The sequence below is a fragment of the Brevibacillus sp. NRRL NRS-603 genome, from assembly GCF_003013445.1.
In the GTDB taxonomy this organism is placed as follows: Bacteria; Bacillota; Bacilli; order Brevibacillales; family Brevibacillaceae; genus Brevibacillus; species Brevibacillus formosus.
In genome coordinates this window covers 389,452-414,581 of sequence record NZ_PXZN01000016.1, presented here as the reverse complement: position 1 = coordinate 414,581, position 25,130 = coordinate 389,452, and the positions used below count along the sequence as shown (strand labels likewise).

The window sequence follows — 25,130 nt, the reverse complement described above, 5'->3', positions numbered from 1 at the left end:
TGTACACTAGTGAAAGTATGTTGAACACTTATGGAGGCGTTTTTCCATGCAGATACTGTCCTCTCCCGTTTTGGGAATCTTGCTGCCTCTCGTGATGGCTATTGCAGTGATCTTCGTGAGAATGCGTCGGCAAAACAAGCCGGCTTCTGCAAAAAGCATTATTTTGCCACCATTCTTTATGGCGACAGGGTTTGCTATGTTCTTGTTCCCGGAGGCGCAATTACCGCCCAAGTTTGATATTGCAGCCTTCGTGGTTGGGCTTATCTTTTCGATTCCGTTGATTATGACGTCACGTTTCGAAATCATTGGGCAAGATGTGTATTTGAAACGGTCCCGTGCGTTTTTCTTCATTTTGTCCGGTCTGTTAGTCATCCGGCTGATTATTAAACTGGTGATCAATGATAGCTTTACACCGATTCAAACAGGTGGACTGTTCTTCTTGCTCGCATTCGGTATGCTCGTGCCTTGGCGTATCGCGATGCTGGTGATGTACCGGAATTTAACCAAAAAGACGTTTGGCACCTAATAGAAAACCACCTCCAATGCGAGGTGGTTTCTTTCATTATTCAATCATCAAAAAAGAAATCTGCATTCTCTTCACATCTGTTTGATACTCCAGAGCCACTCGGTAATTCGTAAGGCTTCTCTTTCCCGCAAAGATGGATGGAATACCCTTCTATCGGAAGTTGATCCCTGGTAATGGTTTTGATTTCTTTCCCCAGGATCACATATTTTTGCCGATACTCGTCAGCATCCTTTATCCGTTCTCCATCGAATCGAAGGGTATATCCTACATATGGCTGTTCCAGAGACAGGTTTCGGACCTGAACCTCATCCAAAACTTCAAAAAATCTCGAAGCCTCAACAAATTCCACATATTCTAACCCTTCCACACCGACTTTCTCAGCTCCGATTGTATATCGATTTGTGTCAGCAAAAAAATGGATATCATAATAAATAGAGTCCTTTTCTGAAACGCTGACTACATTATAGTACAAGCGATCTATTTGACCATTTTTTTGATAATTCGCCTTAAAATATACCAGCCGTGCATGCTCGTCGATTTTGAGTTGATCCCGTATCGTCATCCAATCGTTCGTGAAATTAATTTGAAACATATTGTCACTGGCCGCAACTACATCTCTTGGACGTTCAAACAGATCCCTCTCCACTGCTGGCAAAATCAAATTCAGGATGAGGAAACATGCTAAACCGAGATAAGCGGAACGTTTTTTTGTTTTCACATTCGTCATTGGACGGAATATCAAAAGAAATAGCAAAAAGCCTAAAGGTAACGGAGTCTCGTTTACCTTAAAAGTAAATGCCCCTAACCAAAAATATCCGACAACTTTCCATCCCAGGTTTGACTCGGTTTCTTCACGTTTTTGGTAAATAAAGACTAACAGACCAATTAGGCTTATGGTTAATAAGATACTCATTATGAGCATCCTCTATCACCTCTACTTTCTCTTCTGTCTTGTATTTTATCTTCACTTTAACGTTTTTTCACCCAAATTTCACCATCTCAGGAATTGGTATCTAGCGATCGGAGAACGTAGGACATAAAAAACAAAAACCCTCTCCGATTGCGAGATGGTTTTCGTTTGAATGCTTCGCCACCACTTTTCATTTTTTAAAATCAACATAAAACGGATGCTCCTCTTCTCGCAAACACAACTCAATCCGTTTCCGGAAGTTTTTCCAGATGACCATCTCTAGCGCTTTCTCCTTCTCTAAACACTATTCCAGCGCTCTTAGAAAGTAAGATCCTCCACCAATCTTATACTCGCTATTCTTGCTTGCTCCTGCCAGCCTCGCAAAAAACGGTCTTTGCCCTCGATTTTTCCATGCAGTCTGCGCCAATCCTTCCTCAGTCGGCTGGCAAAGCACTACATTTCCTCCCGGAAGTTCAAATGCTTGGCAGATGGCCCCCAGTTCTTTATCGTGAAATTTTTCGCCCTTCTCCCACCCAAACCAGCTTTGCCAACGTGCTGTTGCTTCTTCCAGATCCGTCACGGCGTACCCTATAGACTTGAGATGGGCTGCACCGTTCGGGTGTGCGGAAATGATGCCACGATTCGTCAAATCTTCTCTTCTCTCTTCATCCGTTTGCGACCATTCAATGAGAAATGGCGGGAGAAGAGCACTATCTGCATCTTCGAGGAACAACATCCGCCACCGAAGCGTCGTGCCATCATCACGCGTACGACTTCCTGGAACAGGTCCAGTAACCTTCAAGCCCTGGCTTCGCAGACGCTCTGCCCACGCATCCATCTCGTTGGTTCGAAGAGCAATCTGACCAAAGCCTTCTCCCTTTGCTCCATCCTCGATGCATTGACGTACGAGCGGATTCTCTGATTGTCGAGCAAGCTCATGGTGTTCAACCGCTAAAAATTCAACATATGAAAGCCCAAAATAACTAAGGCTATTCCATGTCCCCCAAGACGCATGACGCCCTCCAGCTACCGCATGAAAACCCGCTTGGCAAAATTGTTCCGCTGCTTCCTGGGGAGTCCGATGTACAAAATGAACCAAATGATCAAAAGTTAATCGCACCTTTTTTCGCCCCTTTTTCGTATTACTTATAGGATATCAAACTTCATTTATGTAAGGATAGAAAGACAAGGGGGAAAAATGAACGAGAACAGATCAAGCCGGATACATGCTCGGCGCAAGCGCTCACGCAGAAAATGGGCACGTGTGGGAAAGAGCACGCTCCTATTTAGCGTGTTGGCCATCTTCATCGTCGGAACCTACTACCTATTCCAAACTGCCATGGATGGAGAACATGCAAACCCGAACACGCAGCCTGCTCCTGACAATACCGCGAACCAAAAGACTTCTGTGCAGCTGACTTTTGTCGGTGACATCATGATGTCAGGAAATGTTGAGAAAACCTTACTCGCAAACAGCTACGACTACCCATACAAACATGTAAGCTCGCTATTTTTGCAAGATGATATCACCATTGCCAATTTGGAAACGCCGATCACGGCCACAGGTGTTGCCGCTCAAAATAAGGAGTATGTCTACAAATCATCGCCACTTGCTGTTCCTGCCATGAAAACCGCCGGGATTGATGTGGTGAATCTCGCTAATAATCACTCCATGGACCAAGGAGTTCCGGGATTGCTGGATACCTTTGACGCTTTGGACGAAAACAGAATTGAATACGTCGGCGCCGGTAAAGATGCCAGCCGTGCCTATTCACCTGTATTCATAGAAAAAAACGGCATCAAAATCGCGATTCTCGGCTTCAGCAGGGTCATTCCCGAAACCAGCTGGTTTGCAGGAAATTCCCAGCCAGGTATGGCCGCTTCCTATGATCCTACACTGGCAGTGAAAGCGATCCAAGATGCGAACAGCCAAGCGGATCTCGTGGTGGTGATTGCACACTGGGGCAAGGAACGCTCCGATTATCCTGTCGATCATCAAAAAGAGCTGTCCCGTGCCTACATCGATGCTGGTGCAGATTTGATTGTCGGGGGTCATCCCCACGTACTTCAAGGTTTTGAACGATACAACGACAAATGGATCGCGTACAGTCTTGGCAATTTCATTTTCACACGATCAAGCGAACCCAAGACTTGGGAAACGATGGTCCTGCAAGCAAACTGTACCAAAAGCGGTGATTGTGAGCTGACGATGCTTCCGTTTCATGCAGAATTGGGACAAGCCGTACCCATGAATGAAACCAACGGTGCCGCCCTGCTAGAACGAATTGAATCCATTTCTGAGAGTGTCGACATACAAAGTGACGGGCGTGTGCAGCCACGTGCAAAAGCGGCGGAGACTGCCCCCTGACAAAAGAAGCCATACTTACGCAGATTCAAGAATCGGGAAGCAGCGCACTTCTAAGCCAAAATCCTTTTTCAATAAGGACACGTGCTCTTCACTGATTCCTGTCACGATCAAGCCTGCGCGCAAGACGCCACCCAAGTCGAATTGGACCTTTAATTTATGCACGTTCACTCCTGCCAGCTGAAGGAATTGCAAGACACGATCTGGCGTCGCAGTATGACATGAGCCCTCAAGATAACATAGGACTTGTTCTTCCGAGTCCACCGAGACACCAGCTTTGTCAGCCGTCTTCTCTTTCCAGGTAGGATGCGGCGTGAATGGCTGTGTCAATAAATAGGCCAAATCCTCCACGACTGCACTTGCTGTTGGCAGCTCTCCTGCCCCTCTTCCTGTAAACAACAAGTCTCCCACGATGTTGCCGGATAGCTGGACAGCATTAAACGCGTCGTGGATTTGCGCCAACGGATGGCTCAGCGGAAGCATGGTTGGTTCAACAGATAGGCGAATTCCTTTTTCAGCTTGATTCGCCTGCGCGATCAGCTTGATCCGGTACCCCAGCTCGCTCGCAATCCGAATGTGACCTGCTGACAAATCTGCAATTCCTTTGCGAACAACATCTGCTAAAGGCAGCGATTCTCCGTAAACAAGCTGTGCCAAGATATACAATTTGTACATAGCATCAAAGCCTTCTACATCCGAACGAGGGTCTGCTTCCGCATAGCCCAGCTCCTGCGCTTGCTTGAGCACTTCCTGGTAAGAGAGCTGCTCTGCTTCCATTTTCGTCAAAATGAAGTTCGTTGTTCCGTTTAGAATACCGCGAACGCCTTGGATATCGTTCGTTCGTAGGAACTGCCTCAGCACGCTCAAGATCGGGATGCCCCCTGCCACACTGGCTTCATAGGCAAGATGCACTTGATGCTGATTTGCCAAATCAACTAGCTCTGTTCCTTTTTTCGCCAGGAGTTCTTTGTTAGCAGTTACCACATGGCAGCCCTTTTCAATCAAAGCACGAACGTAGTCATAGGTAGGTTCTACACCGCCCATAACCTCCACCACGATATCCACATCGCTTCTCAATACATCCTCAAAGTCTGTTGTCAGTAAAGCTGGGTCGACATGAACCGCCCGCTCTTTTTCCGAGTCACGCACCAATGCCTTGACGATCTCTATTCGTTTTCCCAGACGAGAAGCCAGCTTCTCCTGTTGTGAACGAATTGTCTTGATTACACCTCCACCCACTGTCCCCAATCCCAATAATCCCACGCGTACCACTTCTGCACTCATCCTGACCACCCCATACCCCGAATTTTAGATAAAAAGAAAAGCCATCTTCGATAAGAAGAAGGCTTGTTAGCAGCTAATGCTCCCCCTCCTTATCTCCCAGGACGTATATGTCCTGCAGGAATTGGCACCTTGTCACAAAATATGCGTGACGGTTGCCGGGCTTCATCGGGCCAGTCCCTCCACCTCTCTGGATAAAGAAAATATGAAATTAAAAAAACCTTCTTCAATAAGAAGAAGGTTCATCTACTAATGGAGTAACCCGCTTCTTATCTTTCGAGACGAAACGTCTCGCAGGAATTGGCACCTTGTCGCAATATGCAACGGTTGCCGGGCTTCATCGGGCCAGACCCTCCACCTCTCTGGATAAGAACCTTTTATGCTGTTGAGCTTTATTCTAAGAAATTCCAAGGCAAGCGTCAACAAAATTCTTTCTTTTCTGATTGCAAGCTGATTGGGCTAGGCTTTCAGTTGTGAGTGAACAGGCTTTCTACCTCTTCCACGCTACAGCAAGTGCAATGAAACACGCCCTTCTGGCATTCCTCAGGCCGCTCTTCTTCCTCAACATATCCGCACCATTGGCAAATAAAAAGTTGCATCATCGCACACCCCCTCTTCTTTTATCCTGCCCAAAATAAAAAGAGCATTTTCAGCTCGACCGTGACGATCGTTAGAAAATGCACGAAAAGGAGGGACGTACTTTTCCACTCGCAATTTTTCACAAGCCATTTCTAACACCTCCCTATCTCCCGTAGGTCTATCAGTGTTGTCGAAACAGGCAGGTCTCCTGACTATGGGTTCATCGTCTAGCGTCGCCTTCCCCGTCTATTTTGATAGACCAGTGGCTTATTGGACGCTGACTCCCCTCTTACAGTGGCGGGACCGTGTCGGATTTGCACCGAGCTTCCCTATTATCCTTATGCGAATTCGTTACGCCCTAAGGAACCTGTTTCCACCTATGAAATTGTCTTTCTCACTACTACCCTCAGATTTTACCTTCCCCCAAATACCGCTCTTTCAAAATGGTACTGTGGTGAGCTTCGTGTCCAGCGATCACATAGGCCAACGTCCTTGCAGAAAGCTTGTTTCCGTTGGCAACTCCCGTACGCAACCACGCTTCTGAAGAGATTCCTCGCACCTGCGCGATTGTGGAAGCACGAACAGCCTTATACTCTTCCAGTAAATCAGACAGGTCTCTTAGCTGAAAATACCCGTGTTCGACAAAAGCATTCTCATCAAAACCGACGAGGGGTGTCTGATCTCCTCTCGCGATTCTCAGCAAGCGATAGCTCATGATGCGTTCTGAATCGATGAGATGACCCAACACCTCTTTAACCGACCATTTGCCTGGTGCATACCGATAATCCATTTGCTCGGGCGCAAGTGACGAAAATAACGCGACTTGCCTCTCTCCTTGCTCCGTGAGGATCGTTTGGAGCTCCCCCTCGGGTACAAGACCAATATAATAGTCAAAATAAGCAGCGTGTTCATCGCGCTCTGGTCGTCTGAGCATATGTTTCCCACTCCTCAGCATTCAGTTTCAATAGACAAATTGCTATGCAAGCCTTCAAACAACAGGACCCTTGCCGGGGCTGCATCCGTACCGATCAGCTTGAGTGGTGCTGCTACCAGAAAATACTCGCCTGGCGGAACCTCTGCTAGGCGCAAGCCTTCCACAACAATGACTCCTGCTGCAAACAGCTTTTTGTGTGTGGGGTGTCCTTCCTGGCTGCGTTCAATCCCAAGAGCATCGGTGCCAATGCCCCGCACCCCCAGCTCACTTAAATATTCCGCACCTTCCTCTGACAGAAAGATGAATTCAAAAGAGAACGCCTCTTCAAAGGAGTTTTTCGTTTTAAACAGAACAAAATCTCCTCGCGCAAGATCGAAGCTCTCCAAGTCGGCGCGAGTGATCCTGTCTTCTACCGATGTGAGATCGAGAACTTTGCAATTGCCAACTAGCTTCTCCAAGGAGATACTCTCAAATGTATCGCCAGCATTCACCATGTGCAGGGGAGCATCTACATGGGTACCCGTGTGAAGATCCATATCAATTCTCGATTCGGTTACATAGCCATTGGTAGCCGTACGTATTATCGGTTGCTTTTCCGGCTTGTTTTTATACACCGTCATTCCTTCGTACACGGTGGCGGTTACATCATACATTTTCATCCCAAACGCCCTCCCCTTTTCCTACTATTCTTTTCGATCCGCTGGAAAAACAATCCCCATCTGTCTTCTCGCTTCATCCATAACCTGCATGGCCATTTTGGAGACTTCATGCGAATTCGTTGCAGATTGTCTGGCACCGCTCCTCGCCAAGTGCAGGAACTCTCTTATTTCATAATGCATGGTCTTCGGGGTCTGAGGCCTTGTTACTTGCTCGATTCGCCCATCCCTGTAACGAATGTCCACTTCTTTAAGATGGTTGATTCGATCAATCACCATCGTAGCGTCCTCCCCTTGAATTTCTGCTGGCTGATAGGAGGTCGTAATTTTCGAGAAGCTAACGATGGCATCCATTTCTCGATACTTCAACAGTATACTGCCTTCTCCGTCCACTCCAGAATCAAGCACTATTCCTTCTGCTTTGATGGCGTCTGGTCTGCCAAAAAGGATGAGTAACGGATAAAGACAATAGATACCGATGTCCATCAAGGCTCCATTTGAAAAAGCAGGATCAAAAGTACGTAAAACCTTCCCTTCGCGATACGCATCATAGCGCGAAGAATATTGGCAGTTGCTAGCAATAAAACGTCGTACTTTTCCCAGCTTGTGCAGGTTGTCTTGTATCGCAAAAAAATTAGGCAACAGCGTAGATTTGACAGCCTCCATGAGCAGCACGTCATTTCGTTTCGCTGCTTCGATCATTTTCTCTACCTCAAACGCATTAGAAGCCAGTGGCTTTTCACACAATACGTGCAGCCCCGCATCCATGCACTGGATCGCTTGCTCCGCGTGGCAGGAGTTGGGGCTTGCAATATAGACCGCGTCAATGTTTTTGCTTGCAGCCATTTCTTCTAGGCTACTATAGGCGAATGGAGCATGATACTTCTCTGCGATTTCCTTGGCGCGTTCGATGGTACGTGAATAAACAGCCTGAAGCGAAAATCCTTCTACTTCTTGACCCGCCTGGATAAATTCCTCGGTGATCCAGTTCGTTCCGATTACGCCAAATCGCATCTCATCCGCTCCCTTTTCTTTTTTCTACCTTGTAGCAGTGACTGGCACTCGTTCCTCGACCTTATCCAGCCACCATACGAATCCATCCACAGCAAGCAATTGCTCTGCGGCCTTCGGTCCGAATGAGCCAGCCTCGTACGTAAAGAGCGGCACCAAATTTTCAGCGAAGGCTTCCAAAATCGGTGTCACCCACTCCCACGACAGCCGGACCTCATCCCAATGCGCAAAATAAGTGGAATCCCCTCGGAGTGCATCGAACAGGAGCAGCTCGTACGCTTCTGGCACGTCTTTTGTCCCTGCACTAAAATCTACCGTCACCGGCTCAATCTTACCGCTATTTGTCGGATTCTTACTATTTACTTGCAAGGCAATACCTTCGGTCGGATTCACGCTGATGATCAATAAATTTGGCGATGTCGTTTCATTTTGCTCCTGATACAGCTTTTCGTGCGGATTTTTGAACTCAATGACGATCCTGGTTGATTTCTCTTGCAGTCTTTTTCCCGTACGAATATAAAAAGGTACTCCTTGCCAAAACGGATCATCAATCCAGACACGAGTGGCAATATACGTTTCTGTCATGGAAACTGGATCGACACCAGGCTCGTCCCTGTAGCCAGCTACAGGCGTTCCTTGAATATGTCCTGCGCTATACTGACCGCGAATAACGTGGGTCCCGACTTCTTCTTTCTTCATCGGACGCACGGCAGCCATCACCTTGCGCTTTTCTTCGCGGATATGATCGGATGTGATTCGCTTCGGAAGCTGCATGGCGATAATCATGAGCATTTGCAGCATGTGGTTTTGGAGCATGTCGCGCAATGCTCCGGCAGGCTCGTAGTATCCAGCCCGATCCTCGACGCCGACCGTTTCATTCGCCGTAATTTGCACATTAGCGATGTACTGGTTGTTCCAGAGGGCCTGAAAGACTGGGTTCGCAAATTCGAGAGCCTCGAGGTTTTGCACCATCGGCTTTCCCAAGTAATGGTCAATGCGATATATTTCTTCTTCCGAAAATGCTTTCCCCAGCTTTTCATTCAATTCTTCGGCGGATTGCAAATCATGTCCAAATGGCTTTTCAATGATCAGACGCTTCCAGCCTGTCGTTGAACCTAGTCCGCTGGCCTTGACATTGGTTGCAATTCCCTCGAAATATTGCGGGGCCACTGACAAGTAAAACATCCGGTTTTGCGGGATTTGCAGCTCTTGCTCTCTATGCAGGACTAGATCATGTAACGCTACATAAGCACGCGGTTCCATGACATCTACTTCCGCATAGCGACAAGCAGACAAGAAAGCGTCTAGCTCGTGGGAATCAATCTGAGCGCGACGGGAAAATGCATGAACAGACTGGCGAACAGATTCCTGAAATTCGTCATCAGACCACGCCCTTCTCCCCACGCCAATAATCGAAAAGGCAGCAGGCAGCTTTTGATCTACATATAAATTAAAGAGTGCAGGGAAAATTTTGCGTTTGGCTAAATCTCCTGTGGCGCCAAAAAGGACAAAGGTCATCGCTTCCATCTATTTTTTCATTCCCTTCATACGTCCGACGTGATGATGGTTTTTTGTCGTTACACTGTTATTATTCGAGAAAATCACTGCTTTATCAATATGCAGTGTTACGAACGACGCAAGATTGCACGTACCGGACTTCCATCTGCTTCTACCAAAGGCAGGGGCAGTGCGATCAGCTCATAATCACCCGGTTCCACATGATCGAGCAGAAGCCCCTCCAAAATATGAATATCATGCTGGTGAAGCCCATGATGAGCAGCCAGTTCCTTGCTGTCCAGCGGATCGACAGATGGGACATCCACTCCGATCAGCCGAATGCCTTTTTGGGCGAGGAACGCTGGCAAGTCCGCTCGCAGATGACAGATGGTTGTCGGAAACTGCTTGGGGTCGCTCCATGATAATGTTTTGAGCAGCAAGCGTTCCACCCCTTCCAGATCAACCTGGGCAAAATCTTCTGGGCCAATGCTGGGACGTCCAGTAAGCTCTACTACTCTTGCCTCTCCAATATACAAGTCTAGAGGCAATTCGGCTATTTTTCGGCCATCGTCATCGAAATGAAACGGAGCATCCACATGGGTACCTGTGTGAACACTCATGGTTACTTTACCGACATTGACTGAGCCACTCTCCGCCTTGGGCCAGTTTACGACATAGTGAAAGGGAGTGTCCCCTGGCCAGGTCGGCATACCTGCCATGAACGGACGGGATATATCTATTATTTTCATCATGTATCCTCCACCTTCTAGCAACTGTGCATACCTATACTCAGCGTACAAAAAAGACTGTATTGAGTCAATATTCTAACATTTGCACAAAAAAAGACCGCAGCTTGACAGCGTGCCGACAGTCTTTTCATTGATTTCAGATTCTGCTGTGAAGAGACAGGTAGTCCCACACTTCATCATAAATTCCGTTGTCATCCACTTGTTTCAAATGTTCTTTCAAAGTCCTCAACCACTCAATAGTTGTTGGATACGTAGCTGCAATGGCCTCCCGTAAATCGCTCATATGAATTGGGCGATCGACCCCTTTTGTTACGATATCATGCCAGACCTGCTCCGTCGCGAGCTCCACTACATACTCAATGTCCGCCCCCGAATAAAACTCTGTCCATCCTGCTAATTGCTCATAATCGAGCATCTCACAAGGACGCCCCTCCAGTTTTAAGCGAAAAATATCCTCCCGTGCTTGCCGGTCTGGCGGTCCGACAAAAATCCAGTGATCAAAGCCAGCCGCTCGGAGCATAGAAGGCTCCAATTCCCATGGAACGTTGGTTGCCCCCATCAAGACGAATCGTTCGTCGTACTCGCCTGCCTCCGCTATCTGCTGAAGCCATTTGGAATCGATCCCCTGTCTAGAATAGGAGTTCGCGTGCTCTTCGTAATGGCTGGAAACGTCCAGTTCATCTAATAAGAACAAAAACGGTTTATTGGCAGGGGCTGTTGCCAGTAAGTCATGGATGTTGAACTGCCTGTTCGACGGCGTATACGAACTTCGACCGCCTGTGATTGCCATGGAGAAAAAATGAGCCTGGCATTCTTCTGCGGTTGCTTTTGCCAGCAAAGATTTTCCGCACCCCGATGGACCGTAAAGTAGAATCGTACTTTTCTTTTGAGGCAACCGTTGCGAAATAGGATGTAGGAGTCTTTGAAAGATTGCCTCTTTTACTCGTCCAAGCCCGCCAACCATTCCAAAGCCCGCTGTTTTCTCAACGAGTTGAACCGATTTTGCGGTGGTCTTCCCTTTGCCCCCTTCTATGACGCGTATCTTAGGTGAAAACATCGTAGTGTATGTAGAGGAATCCTTCTGATTGATCCCTTTTAACGTCCGCGAATAGGGGGATTCTTTTTGTAGCTTGTTGAGCTCGATCACAATTTTTTCCTTCATCGCTTCATTACCGTAGGCAAGGGCCTGCGTAAACGCCTGTAAAGCCTCCGTACGATCCCCTTGCTCAGCATGCTCTAAGCCTAACAACAGCCATACTGGTGCATTGCGTTGATCGCTCGTCAACATGCTTTTCAGTATTTCTATCTTCGTCATCTGCTTCATCCTCTGCGATCGTTCTGCTTCAAGCGATCGTTTAGTATCACGGACATATCCATTATAATGCATACGTCTCGCAAGAAGAATACGAAAAGTAGGAAAAGATGGAAGAAGAGCTGTGACAACCACTCGAAAAAGACGCCTCCTGCTGTACAGCATCGGGCGTCCAAGATACTCTATCCTCTCGACGGAAAAGCTCCGCCTTCCACACAAATGATGAACGAGAGTCCGAGATAAGGTTGCATATTATTATGAGGCTGAGTCCCGCCTGTGGTTCCAATTGCTTGCGGGCTAAGCTGGGTACCATCACCCGTGTTGGAGTAAGGAATGATACCTCCCCGGCCACCAGTGGATGACCATTTCGCCCCTGTTGGCGTATCCCCTGTAGGAGTTGAGCACGCATTTGGAACATGAGTATGCGCCGGAATTTCGTTTTGAAGCAGTGTTATAGCGGCAGTGCCACCTGTCTGACCTGCCGTACGCGGTGTCAAGCCAGGTCCTGCCCCCTGGTTCATCGGGGCTGTGCCTCTTAAATTAGGAAGCGCAAATGTGGTTTTGCCATCTCCGCCATACTTTGTTCCCAATATCGAATACAAAGCAGGATTGGAAGAGATCGCAATCAATTGTCCATCACAAAAAGCCCAGTCCCTCGGCGGGAAGCTGCCAGCGAAAATACGAATTTCTCCAATATACGGATCCATATGATAGTGCCTCCTCTAGTTTCTTGACGGGTAAATCCCTTGAATCGCGATGCAAAAATTCCCGACCAAATACGGCTGCATATTCGTATGAGGTGCACTGTTTCCTACCGTTTGCAACGCACTCTCACTCATCGTCGTATCAGGGGTTGTCCCATAGGTTGTGGTGGATGCTTGTGCCCAGTAGTTCCCTGCGCTAATTTTTTCACTGGCAGCTGCATTCGAGCCGGTTGCCGCATGGGTATGGGCGGGTATCTCGCTAGTCGTAAGTACATGACTTTCTTCGCCGGCTGACAGACCGCGCGTAACGATGGGGCGATCCTGTTGATTGTTTACATGAACGGGGACACGCCCTCTTAAATCTGGCAAAGCAAACGTGGTTTTCCCATCCCCACCATAAGTAGTTCCTAACAAGGAATACAGCGCCTGGTTTGTATTGATAGGCAACAACGCTCCATTACACAAAGCCCAACCCTTTGGCGCAAATGGAAAGGGAAAAATTCGAATTTCTCCAAGAAATGGTTCCATGTAAAATCCTCCTGTTCGATTGGAATATTAATTTTGTTGAGGATAGATCCCATACAGGGCAATGATGAAATTAATAACCGTAAACGGCATCAGGTTAGTGTGTGGTTGGTTTCCACCGACACGGCTCAAGCTGGACGCGTTCATCAATCCATCAGATGCATTCGTTGAATATAGCTGCGTATTCTTTGCCCATACAGCATTGGCAGGGCTATTTTGTGTTCCTGGCTGCGATGATGCATGGACCGTATGTGTATGCGCAGGCAATTGCGGGACGGTTAAGGTGACTGATTCTACACCATTTTTTTCACCTATCATGTAGGTAGTTCCTGTACGCGGATTTTTGCCTTGATGGAGCGGGAGACGTCCCCGTAAATCAGGCAACGCAAAAGTCGTTTGTCCATCCCCGCCATATGTGGTTCCAATCAAACTAAACAACGTGTCGTATTCAGCAATGGATAATAGCCGTCCATCGCATAAAGCCCATCCTACCGGTTCATAATCTCCTCCAAACATTCTGATTTCTCCAAGAAATGGTTCTGCCATGTTGCTTCCTCCTTATGTAAAGTGGTTATTTCCTTTGTCAAACGAACTGTTTGGTCATTTTTGCAGAAGTGGCTGCCATTCCATTTGGATATACAGCCCCGTTGAATCTGTCACGATAAAATGAAGTCGTTCATATAATCGAAAGGCAGGATTCCCTTGTAAAACACGTAAACGGATCGGTAATTGGAGAGCATCAGCCTCTTTTTGCAGCGCACCCATAATGCCAGAACCAACACCCTGTCCCCGATAAGCGGGCAGCAAAGAAATATCGACAAGATGCAGTGCATCTCCGCTCGCATCCGTGATCAAGCGACCGATAGGCTGCCCGGATCGGAGAATGATTTGATGATTTTGAGCGGGAAACTGCATTTGGTAAGATTTCTGCTGCATGATAAACTGCGACTGTAAAAAAGCAAGCTTGTCCGACTCACTCCACCCCCAAAGAGCCATTTCTTCGGTTCTCGTAGAACAGTACAATTCCCAAATAAAGGATTCGTCTTGCTCATATTCAAAAGGTCTAGTATGTACCATAATCCTCCTTGCAGCAATCGTTGTACTTTTCTGATATCCTGCCTGATTAAATCACAATCATAGATAATGATAGCATTAGCCAAATGCCTTCTAACACTAACTAAAGTTAGCTCTTTTCCGGATATGGGACATGCTTGGCAAAAGCACACGTCAAAAAATACTGTACAATCCGGGGGCAGGGTCACCTCACCATGTTATCATCCAAATAAATGGGCGCAATGAGCATGGCATGAACGTGAAACGCCAAGTCGAGATCACTGATCCGAAAGGGCAGACACACCTGACCGCTTTGGGAGCTGCCATCTTTGCACAACCAATCCTTCGGCAAAGCGAAAACGAAACTGTTGCACCCCGTATTCTATTTCCAGAGGATATCGGCCATTCCGAAATGACTGCCGACGATATACTCGAGTTCTATCGATCCAAAGGGGTCCGAATTGTGGTCCATGACGAAACAAAAAAGAGTAGGACGGTCTGAACGCCGCCCTACTCTTTACCATGTATCCGTTCTTATTCAAAAAAAGTACGCGGGGATTTCCGCCATTCACCCAATACTTTTTCCTGTTCGCTAGTAATAACCCCTTGCTCTGAAGCGACTTCCAAAAGTGCTGTGTAATTCGATATCGTGGAGCAAGGAATGCCTGCTTCCTCAAACAAGGCTTGGGCATCCGGGAATTGGTAGCTGAAAATGGCTACGACCCCCAGTACCTCTCCACCCTCTGCCTGCACAGCTTGGGCTGCTTTCAAGGAGCTGCCTCCTGTGGAAATCAGGTCTTCAATCACAACGACCTTTTGACCAGCCTCCAATGCGCCCTCAATCTGATTTTGGCGACCGTGGCCTTTTGCCTTGTCCCGTACATAAATCATCGGCAAATCGAGCAGCTCTGCAACCCATGCAGCGTGTGGAATACCAGCAGTCGCTGTTCCCGCCACGACTTGGGCATCTGGGTACTGCTCTTTGATCAAATCAGAAAATGCTTTCGCAATGGCACGGCGCACATGCGGATAAGACATCGTGATCCGGTTGTCGCAGTAGATCGGGGATTTGATCCCGGACGTCCATGTAAAAGGTTGCTCCGGACGAAGATGAACTGCCCCGATTTCGAGAAGATTCGCTGCAATTTGTTTAGCGGTTGTCATTGTCGTCATTTCTATTAGTCCCTCCAGCTGGCTACTTTACGAACGATCTTTTTCCACTGCTGCGACGATACTTTCCCAAACTCCTACCGGATCTTTTGCACCCGTAATGGCGCGTCCAATCACGATGAAATCACTGCCCAAGCGGAATGCCTGTTCCGGCGTCGTGATACGCGTCTGATCGCCTTGATCTGCTCCCAGTGGACGAATTCCCGGCGTTACGGTTATAAATGCGTCTCCAGCAGCTTTTTTGATCATCGGTACTTCTAGTGGAGAAGCAACGACCCCATCCAAACCAGCTTGCTTGGTCATCATCGCATAGTGCACAACGACATCCTCTACTGCACCTGGAATCGCCAATTCTTGATTCATCGTTTGCAAACCAGTGGATGTCAGCATCGTCACACCGATCAGGAGGGGACGAGCAGCACCTGCCGCTGTCCCTTGCTCCAAACCTTCTCTCGCTGCCGCCATCATCGTCACGCCGCCTGCCGCATGAACGTTTACCATGTCTGCTCCCAGACGGGCCAGGTTTCTCATTGCGCCTTTCGCTGTATTAGGAATATCATGAACCTTCAAGTCGAGGAACACATTAAGTCCTTTTTCCTTCAGAAAGGAAACGATCGCTGGCCCTTCTGCGTAAGCGAGCTCCATCCCCACTTTTACATAGCGGATATGCCCTTGTAGGGGATCGATGCACTTTTTGACTTCATCCAGTGTGGAAAAGTCGAGCGCGACAATCATGCGTTCGCGAATATCGGTTAGTTGTTGTTGCACGCTGCTCTCCCCTTTTTATACGGTTACTGCCACTTTTGCACCAGCACGCTGAGCTGGCATTGCTTCTGTAGAGAATGTGATCGTCTCCAGGACGTGCAGGAGAGCGGAAGCTGTATCCAGAGATGTCAGACATACTGCTCCGTTCTCTACTGCTTCCCGACGGATGCGGAAGCCGTCGCGTTGTGGCGTTTTGCCTTTTGTCAATGTATTGAGTACGATGTTCGCTTCGCCTGTATGGATCACATCCAGCAGGTTTGGCGTGCCTTCGGACAATTTGCTCACGCGTGTGACTTGCAGTCCCGCTTGCTCCAAATAATCTGCTGTGCCTGCGGTCGCCATCAGCTTGAAGCCGAGGTGGCGGAAGCGTTTCACGATATCGAGCGCTTCTTCCTTGTCTTTATCAGCAACAGTCACGAGCAAGGTGCCTTGTGTCGGGATGTTCATGCCTGCTGCGACCAAGCCTTTGTACAACGCTTTTGCCAGAGTGCTCTCGCGTCCCATGACTTCTCCGGTCGATTTCATTTCAGGGCCGAGCGTAATATCGACGCGGCGCAGCTTTGCGAAGGAGAAGACTGGTACTTTGACAGAAACCATCGACTCCTCTGGATGGTAGCCCGGTGTAAAGCCTTGTTCGATGATCGAATGACCAAGGATCGCTTTCGTCGCGATGTTCGCCATTGGAATCCCCGTTACTTTGGAGAGGAATGGCACCGTACGGGACGAGCGCGGATTGACCTCGATTACGTATGGGCGGTCTTTATAGATGACGAACTGGATGTTGAGCAAGCCTTTGATTTGCAGGGCACGCGCCAGCTTTGTCGTCATGTCGATCAGTTCATCCTTGATCGCTTGGGACAAGGATTGCGGAGGATATACGGCGATGGAGTCACCGGAGTGTACCCCTGCGCGTTCGATATGCTCCATGATGCCTGGGATCAAAACGTTTTCGCCGTCGCAGATCGCATCGACTTCCGCTTCGACCCCGACCATGTAACGGTCTACCAGTACAGGGTGATCAGGATTTACCTTCACCGCTTTTTCCATGTACTCCAACAGTTCGGACTGGTTGTAGACGATTTCCATCGCACGTCCGCCAAGTACGTAGGATGGGCGAACCAGGACTGGGAAGCCAAGGCCTTCTGCTGCCACTACTGCCTGCTCGACTGACGTAACCGTTTTGCCTGGTGGTTGGGCGATTTCCAGCTCGCGCAGCAGCGCTTCGAACTTCTCGCGGTTTTCCGCTGCGTCGATGTTTTCCAGACTCGTACCCAAGATTTTGATTCCGCGTGCAGCCAGCTTGTCAGCCAGGTTGATCGCGGTTTGCCCGCCGAATTGTACGATGACACCTTCTGGTTTTTCCACATCGAGAATGTTCATGACGTCTTCGATGTACAGCGGCTCGAAGTATAGGCGATCAGATGTGTTGAAGTCTGTGGAAACAGTCTCCGGGTTGTTGTTGATGATCACTGCCTCATAGCCCGCTTCTCTCAGTGCCCAGACAGCGTGGACAGTCGCATAGTCAAACTCGATTCCTTGACCGATGCGGATTGGTCCGGAGCCCAGTACGACCACGCGCTTCTTGCCAGTTTCAATGCGCTCGTCTTCCACTTCATAAGCGGAGTAGTAGTACGGTGTTTGCGCTTCGAATTCTGCCGCGCACGTATCTACCATTTTATATACAGGTACAAAGCCTTTCTCTTTGCGCATTGCGTATACCGCTTCCTCTGTCTCCCCGCACAGCTCGGCAATTTTGCGGTCCGTGAAGCCCATGCGTTTTGCTTCGTACAGCTTCTCGCTCGTCAAGCCTTTTGCCAGTTCCGCTTCAAAGGCAATCATTTTATGGAACTTGTGCAGGAAGAACAGATCGATCTTGGTCAGGTTGTGCAGTTGCTCGATTGTCCAGCCACGGCGCAGTGCTTCTGCCAGCAGGAAGAGACGTTCGTCATCCGCGTGCACCAGTCGTGCTTTCAAATCTTCCTCGCTGATTTCGTCTGCTCCTTTGATCTCGATGTGATAGCTGCCGATTTCCAAGGAACGGATGGCTTTCATGATCGATTCTTCAAAAGTCCGACCGATTGCCATCACTTCTCCAGTCGCTTTCATTTGCGTACCGAGCTTGCGGTTGGCGGATTGGAACTTGTCGAACGGCCAGCGTGGAATTTTGCTGACGATGTAGTCCAATGTTGGCTCGAAGCATGCGTAAGTTTGGCCTGTCACCGGGTTTTTCAGCTCATCCAACGTGTAGCCGATTGCGATTTTGGCTGCCATCTTTGCGATTGGGTAGCCTGTTGCCTTGGAAGCCAGTGCAGAAGAGCGGCTCACACGCGGGTTCACTTCGATCACATAGTACTGGAAGCTGTGCGGGTCGAGTGCGTATTGTACGTTGCAGCCACCCTCGATACCGAGAGCCCGGATGATGTTCAGTGCCGATGTGCGCAGCATTTGATACTCGCGGTCAGCCAGTGTTTGGCTAGGTGCCACTACGATGGAGTCACCTGTATGCACGCCGACTGGGTCGATGTTTTCCATGTTGCAGACGACGATGCAGTTGTCGTTGGCATCGCGCATCACTTCGTACTCGATTTCTTTCATGCCTGCAATGCTTTTCTCGATCAAGCATTGCGTAATCGGGGAGTATTTCAATCCGCTTGCGACGATCTCGCGGAGTGTTTCTTCATCATCACAAATTCCGCCGCCTGTACCACCCAAGGTGTAGGCAGGACGAACGATGATGGGATAACCGATTTCGTTTGCAAAATCGACAGCTTCTTCTACCGTGCTCACGATGACTGATTCAGGTACTGGCTCACCCAGTTCATTCATGAGGGAACGGAACAGGTCACGGTCTTCTGCTTGCTTGATCGATTCCAGCTTGGTTCCGAGCAGCTTTACATTTTCTTGCTCGAGAACGCCTGCTTCCGAGAGAGCAACAGCCATGTTCAAGCCTGTCTGACCCCCAAGTGTAGGCAGTAGACCATCCGGCTTCTCTTGGCGAATGACGCGTGCTACGAATTCAGGTGTGATTGGCTCGATATATACTTTGTCGGCCATGTTTGTATCGGTCATGATGGTCGCAGGGTTGGAGTTGATCAGAACTACCTCCATCCCCTCTTCTTTTAACGCTTCGCATGCTTGCGTGCCTGCATAGTCAAATTCAGCAGCCTGCCCGATGACGATAGGTCCAGAGCCGATTACGAGGATTTTTTTCAGATTATCTTGTTTTGGCATGAGTTTTTTCCTCCTTAGCGGTTTCCATCATGGCAAGAAACTGGTCGAACAGGTAGCCGGAATCATACGGTCCTGGAGCTGCTTCTGGATGGTACTGTACTGAGAATGCATTCTTCGCTGCATGTCGTACGCCTTCGATGGTTCCATCATTGAGTGCGATATGTGTAACTTCCAATTCCGTGCCTGCCAGTGAGTCTTCTTTGACTGCATAGCTGTGGTTCTGGGATGTGATATAGGTGCGTCCGGTTGGCAGCTCTTTTACTGGATGGTTGCCGCCACGGTGTCCGAATTTCATTTTTGTCGTGTCAGCGCCAGATGCCAGTGCGAACAGCTGGTGGCCGAGGCAAATTCCGAACAGAGGATATTCACCCAAGATTTCGCGAATCATCTCTACGGCTTGCGGTACGTCCTTCGGGTCCCCAGGGCCATTGGACAAGAGTATCCCGTCCGGCTGAATGCGGCGAATCTCTTCTGCTGTCACGTTGTAAGGCACAACGACTACATCGCAGTTGCGCTTGGTCAGCTCGCGCAAAATCCCGTGCTTAGCTCCGAAGTCCACCAGCACTACCCGATGACCTGTACCTGGGCAGCTGAAGACGCTTTTCGTTGAAACGCGTGATACTTGGTCTGTCATTAATGTCGTGCCGTTCAGGGCAGCAACCAATTCAGCCAACGGAGCTTCACTGGTGGTAATCATGCCTTTCATCGTGCCATGGTAACGAATTTTTCTCGTCAGCATCCGGGTGTCGATTCCAGCAATGCCCGGAATTTCGTATGTTTTCAGCAGTTCATCGAGCGTGTTCGTATTGCGCCAGTTGCTCGGTGCCTCGCAATGCTCGCGAACAACGAAGCCGTGAATGTATGGACGAACAGCTTCAAAGTCGTCTCGATTGATCCCGTAATTTCCGATTAGCGGGTATGTCATGGTGACGATCTGTCCGCAGTAGGATGGGTCAGACAAAACCTCCTGATAGCCAGTCAGCCCTGTATTGAAAACCACTTCCCCGTAGGACTCCTTTGTCGCTCCAAATGCCGTCCCGATAAATTCTGTTCCGTCTTCCAAGATCAATCTTGCACGCATTTATGCTCCTCCTCCATTGTCGTGTAAAAACTTTTGTCTTGTCTGTCAGTCGTTTTTACACGTTTTGATATACGATCTTCCCATCTACCAGCGTCAGGGTCGGCCAGCCTTTGCATACCCAACCAGCAAATGGTGTGTTGATTCCTTTACTTGCGAATGTGCTAGGGTCAATTGTTTTTTCCGTTTCCAGATCAATCACAGTCAGGTCTGCTGGTGCGCCTACTTCCAGACGTCCGTATGGCAGTTTGAATGCTTCTGCTGGCTTCACGGTCAAGAGTTCAACCAGCTTCTTCAAGGTCAGCTCTCCGGTTTGCACGAGATTTGTGTACAACAGCGGGAATGCTGTCTCCAGTCCGACGATTCCGAATGGAGCGCGGCTTATCCCGTTTGCTTTTTCTTCTTGGGTGTGTGGTGCATGGTCTGTGGCGATCATATCAATGGTGCCATCTTTCAATCCCGCAATCAGTGCAGCGCGATCTTCACGAGAGCGCAGCGGCGGGTTCATTTTCCAATTCGTATCCAGATTGTCCGGGATATCCTCGTCGCACAGCAGGAGATGATGCGGGCTGACTTCACACGTTACATTCACGCCAGCGCGTTTCCCGTCGCGTACCAGACGCACCGACTCTTTCGCGCTGATGTGGCATACGTGGTAGTGCACTCCTGTCTGTTCTGCCAGCAAAATATCGCGTCCTACATGGATGGACTCTGATTCAGAAGGGATTCCAGGAAGCCCATGTCTAGCTGCTACCACTCCGTCATGCAAAGCTGCTCCCGGGATCAACAGGTCTTCGTCCTCACAGTGAGCGACGATTGCGATACCGAGCTCTGCTGCTTTTTGCATGGCCTTTTTCATCATCGCTGTGGATTGCACACCCACACCGTCATCTGTCAGAGCGAAGATCCCCGCTTCTTTTAACCCAGCAAAATCCGTCAGCTCTTTTCCCAATTGGCGAACGGTAATCGCACCATATGGGATCACGCGCGCCATTCCTGCCTCGCTCGCTTTGTCCAAAATGTAGGTCACGGTCTCGACACTGTCGATGGATGGTCGTGTGTTCGGCATGCATGCTACTGTTGTAAAACCGCCTTGTACCGCTGCTTTTGCCCCTGTTTCGATCGTTTCTTTATGTTCAAAGCCTGGCTCGCGCAGATGTACGTGGACATCGATAAGACCCGCGCTAATCATGCCGCCATGGCAATCGATCCAATCATGCCCCTCACGATCGAGCGTCTCCCCCATCGCTGTGATTCTTCCCTTTTCTACCAATATTTCCATCGGGGTGAGTTCCCCCGCCTGATTTAGTACGTTGCCGTTGCCAAGGATGATTCCCATGTCATTTCGCTCCCTTTCAGAAGAGTTTCTAGAACTGCCATTCTTGCTGCGACTCCGTTAGTCACTTGGGTTTGAATCAAGGACGTTTCGCATTCTACCAAATCGGTATGAATCTCAACCCCGCGATTGACGGGTGCCGGATGCATGATAACTGCGCCGGACTTCATCATTTTAGCTCTTTCCAGTGTGAGTCCATGTGCCTTGTGATACTCTTCTTTCGATAGATAGAGGGATTCCGCATGGCGCTCGAGCTGAACACGCAGCATCATGACCACATCCGCGGTTTGAACCGCTTCTTCCATTTCCACGATTTTGACACCTTGCGGGATATGTGCCGGCATCATCGTAGCTGGACCTGAGAGCAGCAGATTCACACCGAGCTTCGGCAGCGCATGCAGGTGAGAACCGAGCACGCGGCTGTGGCGAAGGTCTCCAATGATCGCTACCGTGAGACCAGAGAGCTTGCCAAACTTCCTTTTCATGGTCAACAGATCGAGCAGGCATTGGGTCGGGTGCTCATTCGTTCCATCTCCCGCATTGATTAGCTTCAGGTCTACACTTTCTGCCAGCTCTTGCAGCAGGCCTTCCTTCTTGGTGCGGATCACAGCTGCTTCCACGCCCATTGCTTCCAAGGTGCGGATCGTGTCATAGACCGTCTCGCCTTTTACGGTAGAGGAGGTTTCCGGAATGAAGTTCAAAACATGTGCGCCCAGTCGCTTTTGTGCTACTTCAAAAGAGAAGCGGGTTCTGGTGCTGGCCTCGAAGAACAGATTCGCGACAAACCGTCCGCGCAGGATATCCGCTTGCTCAGTTGGTCTGGCAGCCCAATACTCTGCTCTCTCGAGGAGCTGGATGATCTGTTCTTTCGCTAAGTCTTTGAGGCCAATCAAATGCGCTACATTTTTCATCATGAATCCCTCCGGTTCTTTTTGGTCAAAAGGAACGGTCAAGCCCGTTCTTTTGCAGACCGCAAGCGGTCAAATCCTGTTTTATGAAAAACGTCGAGACGTTTTTCACAAAGAAAAAGCTTCTTGGCATCGCTTTGCATCCGGAGGCAAGCGAGACAAGAAGCTGGTTGAGTGCCTTTTTGGGGCAGCCAAAACAGCGTTCTTTGCCTTGCCAGCCTCTCTGGACTGGATTTAAAGGATTGGGAACGTTAGGCTATTTATTTTTGTTCTTCAAGGTGCGCTTCTCCCATCGCGGTCTCTTTTCCAGGAAGGATCAGGTGCAGAATAATTCCCAGGAAGGTAGAGAGCGCGATGTTATCGATGGTCAGATCGCTCAGGAAAGCGATACCTGTACTTGCAAAACTGATTTTGTATCCGCCGATTCCCGTGACAAGAATGACGGCTGCAAGAATCATGTTGCGCTTGTCTGCAAAATTCACTTTGTGCTCGACGTACATCCGTAAGCCTTGTGCCGCGATGATACCGAACAGGATGATGGAGACACCGCCAAGTACCGGCGTTGGTATCGTCATTAAAATCGCGCTGATCTTACCAGCGAAGGCGAACATGATTGCCAGTACAGCAGCCAAACCGATGACCACTCGGCTGTATACCTTCGTCATTGCAAGGACACCGATGTTTTCTCCATAAGTCGTTGCTGGCGGACCTCCGATGATGGCTGCCAGTGAGGTCGCTACCCCGTCTCCGAGTAAGCTGCGGTGCAGACCCGGATTTTTCATCAAATCGCGATCCATGACCTTGCTCGTTACCAGCAAGTGACCCAAATGCTCTGCCAGCGTGACGAAAGCGACTGGCGCGATGACCAGTGCTGCGATCCATGCAGATCCGTCACCGATTGCACTCATGACTTCGGTAAATTTGAAGTGCTCCGTAAACATTTTTTGTGGCGTGATGAACCAGTCTGCTTCCACTACTTTTTGAAAGTTAATCAGTTCAGGGTGACGCAGCAGTGTGTATACATAACCTGTAACCATACCGATCAAGATGGGGATAAGACCAAGGAATCCGCGCAGCATAACCGCTGCAAGCACTGTTATAACCACGGTTACGAGCGAGATTTCAATCGATGTCAGTGACATTTGCGATTGACCGTCTACAGTGACTTTCGTTGCCATATCTACTGCTACGCCAGCCAGACTCAGACCGATCACAACGATGACGGATGCGATGACAACTGGTGGCAGTACCCGATCGAGCCATTTGACCCCTGCCTTCTTCACGATCCCGGCGACGATGATGTACACTATCCCGGAGAGGAAGCAGCCTAAGAGTGCGGTCCCTACTCCATGTGATTGACTGACGACGATAATCGGACCGATGAAAGCGAAGGAAGAACCGAGGTAGTTCGGCAGCTTACCTTTGGTGATCCACAGGAACAACAGGGTTCCAATCCCGCTTGCCATGAGCGCCGTTGCAACATCCAGCCCCGTTAAGATCGGTACCAATACAGTTGAGCCGAACATCGCGAACAAGTGTTGAATACTAAGTGGCAGCAATCGCGAAATATGTGGTGTTTCGTCTACATCGATGTAATTTTTCTGGCTCATGCCTGTATGCCCCCTGTTTTGTTTCTTTCATTCAAAACTTCTTTATATACAAAAAGCTTCTTTTTATACAAAAAACCTCTTTGTGCGGGCACAAAGAGGCTAGCTTCGCCATAATCATGGGAAGTATCTTGCCTCTTGCCGACCTCACGGGATCGTTTTTAAAGAGGAATCCTATTCTTTTTACAGTAGCTGTCGGATGGAGACAATGTCCATAACGTCCACTTCTGCCAATTGTACATCGACAATTTCCGTTCGAGCAGTAGGGAGGTTTTTTCCGACGAAATCAGGGCGGATTGGCAGCTCGCGATGACCGCGATCAACCAGAACAGCCAGTTGAATCATTCGTGGGCGGCCGTTATCAATCAGTGCATCCAATGCGGCACGCACCGTTCTTCCCGTGTAGAGAACATCATCCACCAGAATCACAGTCTTGCCTGTGATTTGATCCGGCAGCTTGGAGCCTTGCAAAATGGCATCTTCGGACTTGTGCTGAAGATCGTCACGATAGAACGTAATGTCCAGCTCACCGACTGGGACCTTTACATTTTCAATCATTTCGATTCTTTCCACAAGGCGTTGCGCGAGGTAGATCCCTCTGGTCTTAATACCTACGATAATGAGATCCTCGACGCCTTTGTTTCGCTCGATAATTTCATGCGCGATTCGCGTGAGCGCACGGCGGATCGCCGCTTCATCCATAATAACGCTTTTGTTGATCATCTCAATATCCCCCTTTTCGACGGGAACAGTGGACCTTACGAAAAAAGGCTCCTTGTCAGGAGACAAGAAGCCCTCGGACAAACTGACCGGACTATTAAGAGTCCCGCCTGCTTGTCATTCCGTGCCCTTGCCAGCCTCACTGGACTGGATTTAAAGGTTCCATTCGTCATGTAGAATTATGTCACGATTCTGGACGGGTGTCAATGCAGC

General features: G+C 49.1%; 26 protein-coding genes and 3 riboswitches. Of the genes, 4 read left to right on the top strand and 22 right to left on the bottom strand.

Annotated features, from left to right (window positions below):
* Positions 1-46: 46 nt before the first annotated feature.
* A complete protein-coding gene (locus tag C7R94_RS17200; RefSeq protein WP_106783180.1) occupies positions 47-526 on the top strand; it encodes a CcdC family protein in 480 nt (159 codons plus the stop codon).
* A 40-nt stretch (positions 527-566) separates the two neighbouring features.
* On the opposite strand, the gene C7R94_RS17195 is transcribed toward C7R94_RS17200, so the two are convergent.
* Positions 567-1,439 (bottom strand): hypothetical protein, encoded by an 873-nt coding sequence (locus tag C7R94_RS17195; RefSeq protein ID WP_233220585.1) that lies wholly within the window; start codon positions 1,437-1,439, stop codon positions 567-569.
* A gap of 301 nt (positions 1,440-1,740) precedes the next feature.
* Complete coding sequence (locus C7R94_RS17185; RefSeq protein WP_106783175.1) at positions 1,741-2,556, bottom strand: VOC family protein; 816 nt, start codon at positions 2,554-2,556, stop codon at positions 1,741-1,743.
* 78 nt (positions 2,557-2,634) lie between these two features.
* Between C7R94_RS17185 and C7R94_RS17180 the strand changes: the two genes are divergently transcribed.
* Positions 2,635-3,804, top strand: coding sequence for a CapA family protein (locus C7R94_RS17180; protein ID WP_106783172.1), 1,170 nt, complete (start codon positions 2,635-2,637; stop codon positions 3,802-3,804).
* A 15-nt stretch (positions 3,805-3,819) separates the two neighbouring features.
* Here the strand turns inward: C7R94_RS17180 and C7R94_RS17175 are convergent, their stop codons facing one another.
* From C7R94_RS17175 to C7R94_RS17125, 12 genes are all read right to left on the bottom strand, one after another.
* Positions 3,820-5,085 (bottom strand): homoserine dehydrogenase, encoded by a 1,266-nt coding sequence (locus tag C7R94_RS17175; RefSeq protein WP_106783169.1) that lies wholly within the window; start codon positions 5,083-5,085, stop codon positions 3,820-3,822.
* A gap of 86 nt (positions 5,086-5,171) precedes the next feature.
* Positions 5,172-5,283, bottom strand: a riboswitch (SAM riboswitch).
* A 65-nt stretch (positions 5,284-5,348) separates the two neighbouring features.
* Positions 5,349-5,455, bottom strand: a riboswitch (SAM riboswitch).
* 188 nt (positions 5,456-5,643) lie between these two features.
* Positions 5,644-5,820, bottom strand: a complete 177-nt coding sequence (locus tag C7R94_RS30070; RefSeq protein WP_158264688.1) for a hypothetical protein — start codon at positions 5,818-5,820, stop codon at positions 5,644-5,646.
* A 22-nt stretch (positions 5,821-5,842) separates the two neighbouring features.
* Positions 5,843-6,047: riboswitch (cobalamin riboswitch) on the bottom strand.
* Positions 6,048-6,067: 20 nt separating this feature from the next.
* Positions 6,068-6,595 (bottom strand): DinB family protein, encoded by a 528-nt coding sequence (locus C7R94_RS17170; protein ID WP_106783167.1) that lies wholly within the window; start codon positions 6,593-6,595, stop codon positions 6,068-6,070.
* Between the two features lie 14 nt (positions 6,596-6,609).
* The gene (locus C7R94_RS17165) at positions 6,610-7,254 is read right to left on the bottom strand and encodes a cyclase family protein (protein WP_106783164.1); all 645 of its coding nucleotides are present in this window, start codon (positions 7,252-7,254) and stop codon (positions 6,610-6,612) included.
* Positions 7,255-7,278: 24 nt separating this feature from the next.
* Positions 7,279-8,265: a Gfo/Idh/MocA family protein gene (locus C7R94_RS17160; RefSeq protein ID WP_106783162.1), complete on the bottom strand. Its 987-nt coding sequence runs from the start codon at positions 8,263-8,265 to the stop codon at positions 7,279-7,281.
* A 24-nt stretch (positions 8,266-8,289) separates the two neighbouring features.
* Positions 8,290-9,789: a glucose-6-phosphate dehydrogenase gene (zwf, locus tag C7R94_RS17155; protein ID WP_106783160.1), complete on the bottom strand. Its 1,500-nt coding sequence runs from the start codon at positions 9,787-9,789 to the stop codon at positions 8,290-8,292.
* A 98-nt stretch (positions 9,790-9,887) separates the two neighbouring features.
* Positions 9,888-10,508 carry an arylformamidase gene (gene kynB / locus C7R94_RS17150; protein ID WP_106783234.1) on the bottom strand — a complete coding sequence of 207 codons (621 nt, stop codon included), beginning with the start codon at positions 10,506-10,508 and terminating at the stop codon, positions 9,888-9,890.
* A 136-nt stretch (positions 10,509-10,644) separates the two neighbouring features.
* Positions 10,645-11,823: an ATP-binding protein gene (locus C7R94_RS17145; RefSeq protein ID WP_106783231.1), complete on the bottom strand. Its 1,179-nt coding sequence runs from the start codon at positions 11,821-11,823 to the stop codon at positions 10,645-10,647.
* Between the two features lie 179 nt (positions 11,824-12,002).
* Positions 12,003-12,527 (bottom strand): phage tail protein, encoded by a 525-nt coding sequence (locus tag C7R94_RS17140; RefSeq protein WP_106783157.1) that lies wholly within the window; start codon positions 12,525-12,527, stop codon positions 12,003-12,005.
* 15 nt (positions 12,528-12,542) lie between these two features.
* On the bottom strand, positions 12,543-13,052 hold the full coding sequence (locus tag C7R94_RS17135; protein WP_106783154.1) for a phage tail protein: 510 nt from the start codon (positions 13,050-13,052) through the stop codon (positions 12,543-12,545).
* Positions 13,053-13,079: 27 nt separating this feature from the next.
* On the bottom strand, positions 13,080-13,595 hold the full coding sequence (locus C7R94_RS17130) for a phage tail protein (protein WP_106783152.1): 516 nt from the start codon (positions 13,593-13,595) through the stop codon (positions 13,080-13,082).
* A 54-nt stretch (positions 13,596-13,649) separates the two neighbouring features.
* The gene (locus C7R94_RS17125) at positions 13,650-14,126 is read right to left on the bottom strand and encodes a GNAT family N-acetyltransferase (RefSeq protein WP_106783150.1); all 477 of its coding nucleotides are present in this window, start codon (positions 14,124-14,126) and stop codon (positions 13,650-13,652) included.
* Between the two features lie 130 nt (positions 14,127-14,256).
* Here C7R94_RS17125 and C7R94_RS17120 point away from each other — a divergent pair, with 130 nt between their 5' ends.
* Positions 14,257-14,604: a hypothetical protein gene (locus tag C7R94_RS17120; protein ID WP_233220584.1), complete on the top strand. Its 348-nt coding sequence runs from the start codon at positions 14,257-14,259 to the stop codon at positions 14,602-14,604.
* A gap of 32 nt (positions 14,605-14,636) precedes the next feature.
* On the opposite strand, the gene pyrE is transcribed toward C7R94_RS17120, so the two are convergent.
* Genes pyrE through C7R94_RS17090 form a run of 6 tightly spaced genes read right to left on the bottom strand, consistent with a single transcriptional unit; the run spans position 14,637 to position 22,593 of the window.
* On the bottom strand, positions 14,637-15,275 hold the full coding sequence (gene pyrE / locus C7R94_RS17115) for an orotate phosphoribosyltransferase (protein WP_106783148.1): 639 nt from the start codon (positions 15,273-15,275) through the stop codon (positions 14,637-14,639).
* A gap of 27 nt (positions 15,276-15,302) precedes the next feature.
* The gene (gene pyrF, locus C7R94_RS17110) at positions 15,303-16,040 is read right to left on the bottom strand and encodes an orotidine-5'-phosphate decarboxylase (RefSeq protein ID WP_106783145.1); all 738 of its coding nucleotides are present in this window, start codon (positions 16,038-16,040) and stop codon (positions 15,303-15,305) included.
* Positions 16,041-16,055: 15 nt separating this feature from the next.
* On the bottom strand, positions 16,056-19,268 hold the full coding sequence (gene carB / locus C7R94_RS17105; RefSeq protein WP_106783143.1) for a carbamoyl-phosphate synthase large subunit: 3,213 nt from the start codon (positions 19,266-19,268) through the stop codon (positions 16,056-16,058).
* Positions 19,252-20,349 (bottom strand): carbamoyl phosphate synthase small subunit, encoded by a 1,098-nt coding sequence (locus C7R94_RS17100; RefSeq protein ID WP_106783141.1) that lies wholly within the window; start codon positions 20,347-20,349, stop codon positions 19,252-19,254. Before C7R94_RS17100 ends, carB begins: the two co-directional genes overlap by 17 nt.
* 55 nt (positions 20,350-20,404) lie before the next feature.
* A complete protein-coding gene (locus C7R94_RS17095) occupies positions 20,405-21,685 on the bottom strand; it encodes a dihydroorotase (protein ID WP_106783139.1) in 1,281 nt (426 codons plus the stop codon).
* Complete coding sequence (locus tag C7R94_RS17090; RefSeq protein ID WP_106783137.1) at positions 21,652-22,593, bottom strand: aspartate carbamoyltransferase catalytic subunit; 942 nt, start codon at positions 22,591-22,593, stop codon at positions 21,652-21,654. Before C7R94_RS17090 ends, C7R94_RS17095 begins: the two co-directional genes overlap by 34 nt.
* A gap of 1 nt (position 22,594) precedes the next feature.
* Here C7R94_RS17090 and C7R94_RS30065 point away from each other — a divergent pair, with 1 nt between their 5' ends.
* Positions 22,595-22,828, top strand: coding sequence for a hypothetical protein (locus C7R94_RS30065; RefSeq protein ID WP_158264687.1), 234 nt, complete (start codon positions 22,595-22,597; stop codon positions 22,826-22,828).
* 22 nt (positions 22,829-22,850) lie between these two features.
* Here C7R94_RS30065 and C7R94_RS17085 read toward each other — a convergent pair whose 3' ends face one another.
* Together C7R94_RS17085 and pyrR are read right to left on the bottom strand one after the other, a co-directional pair.
* Positions 22,851-24,200: a solute carrier family 23 protein gene (locus C7R94_RS17085; RefSeq protein ID WP_106783134.1), complete on the bottom strand. Its 1,350-nt coding sequence runs from the start codon at positions 24,198-24,200 to the stop codon at positions 22,851-22,853.
* Positions 24,201-24,380: 180 nt separating this feature from the next.
* Complete coding sequence (pyrR, locus tag C7R94_RS17080; RefSeq protein WP_007728461.1) at positions 24,381-24,920, bottom strand: bifunctional pyr operon transcriptional regulator/uracil phosphoribosyltransferase PyrR; 540 nt, start codon at positions 24,918-24,920, stop codon at positions 24,381-24,383.
* Positions 24,921-25,130: the final 210 nt, after the last annotated feature.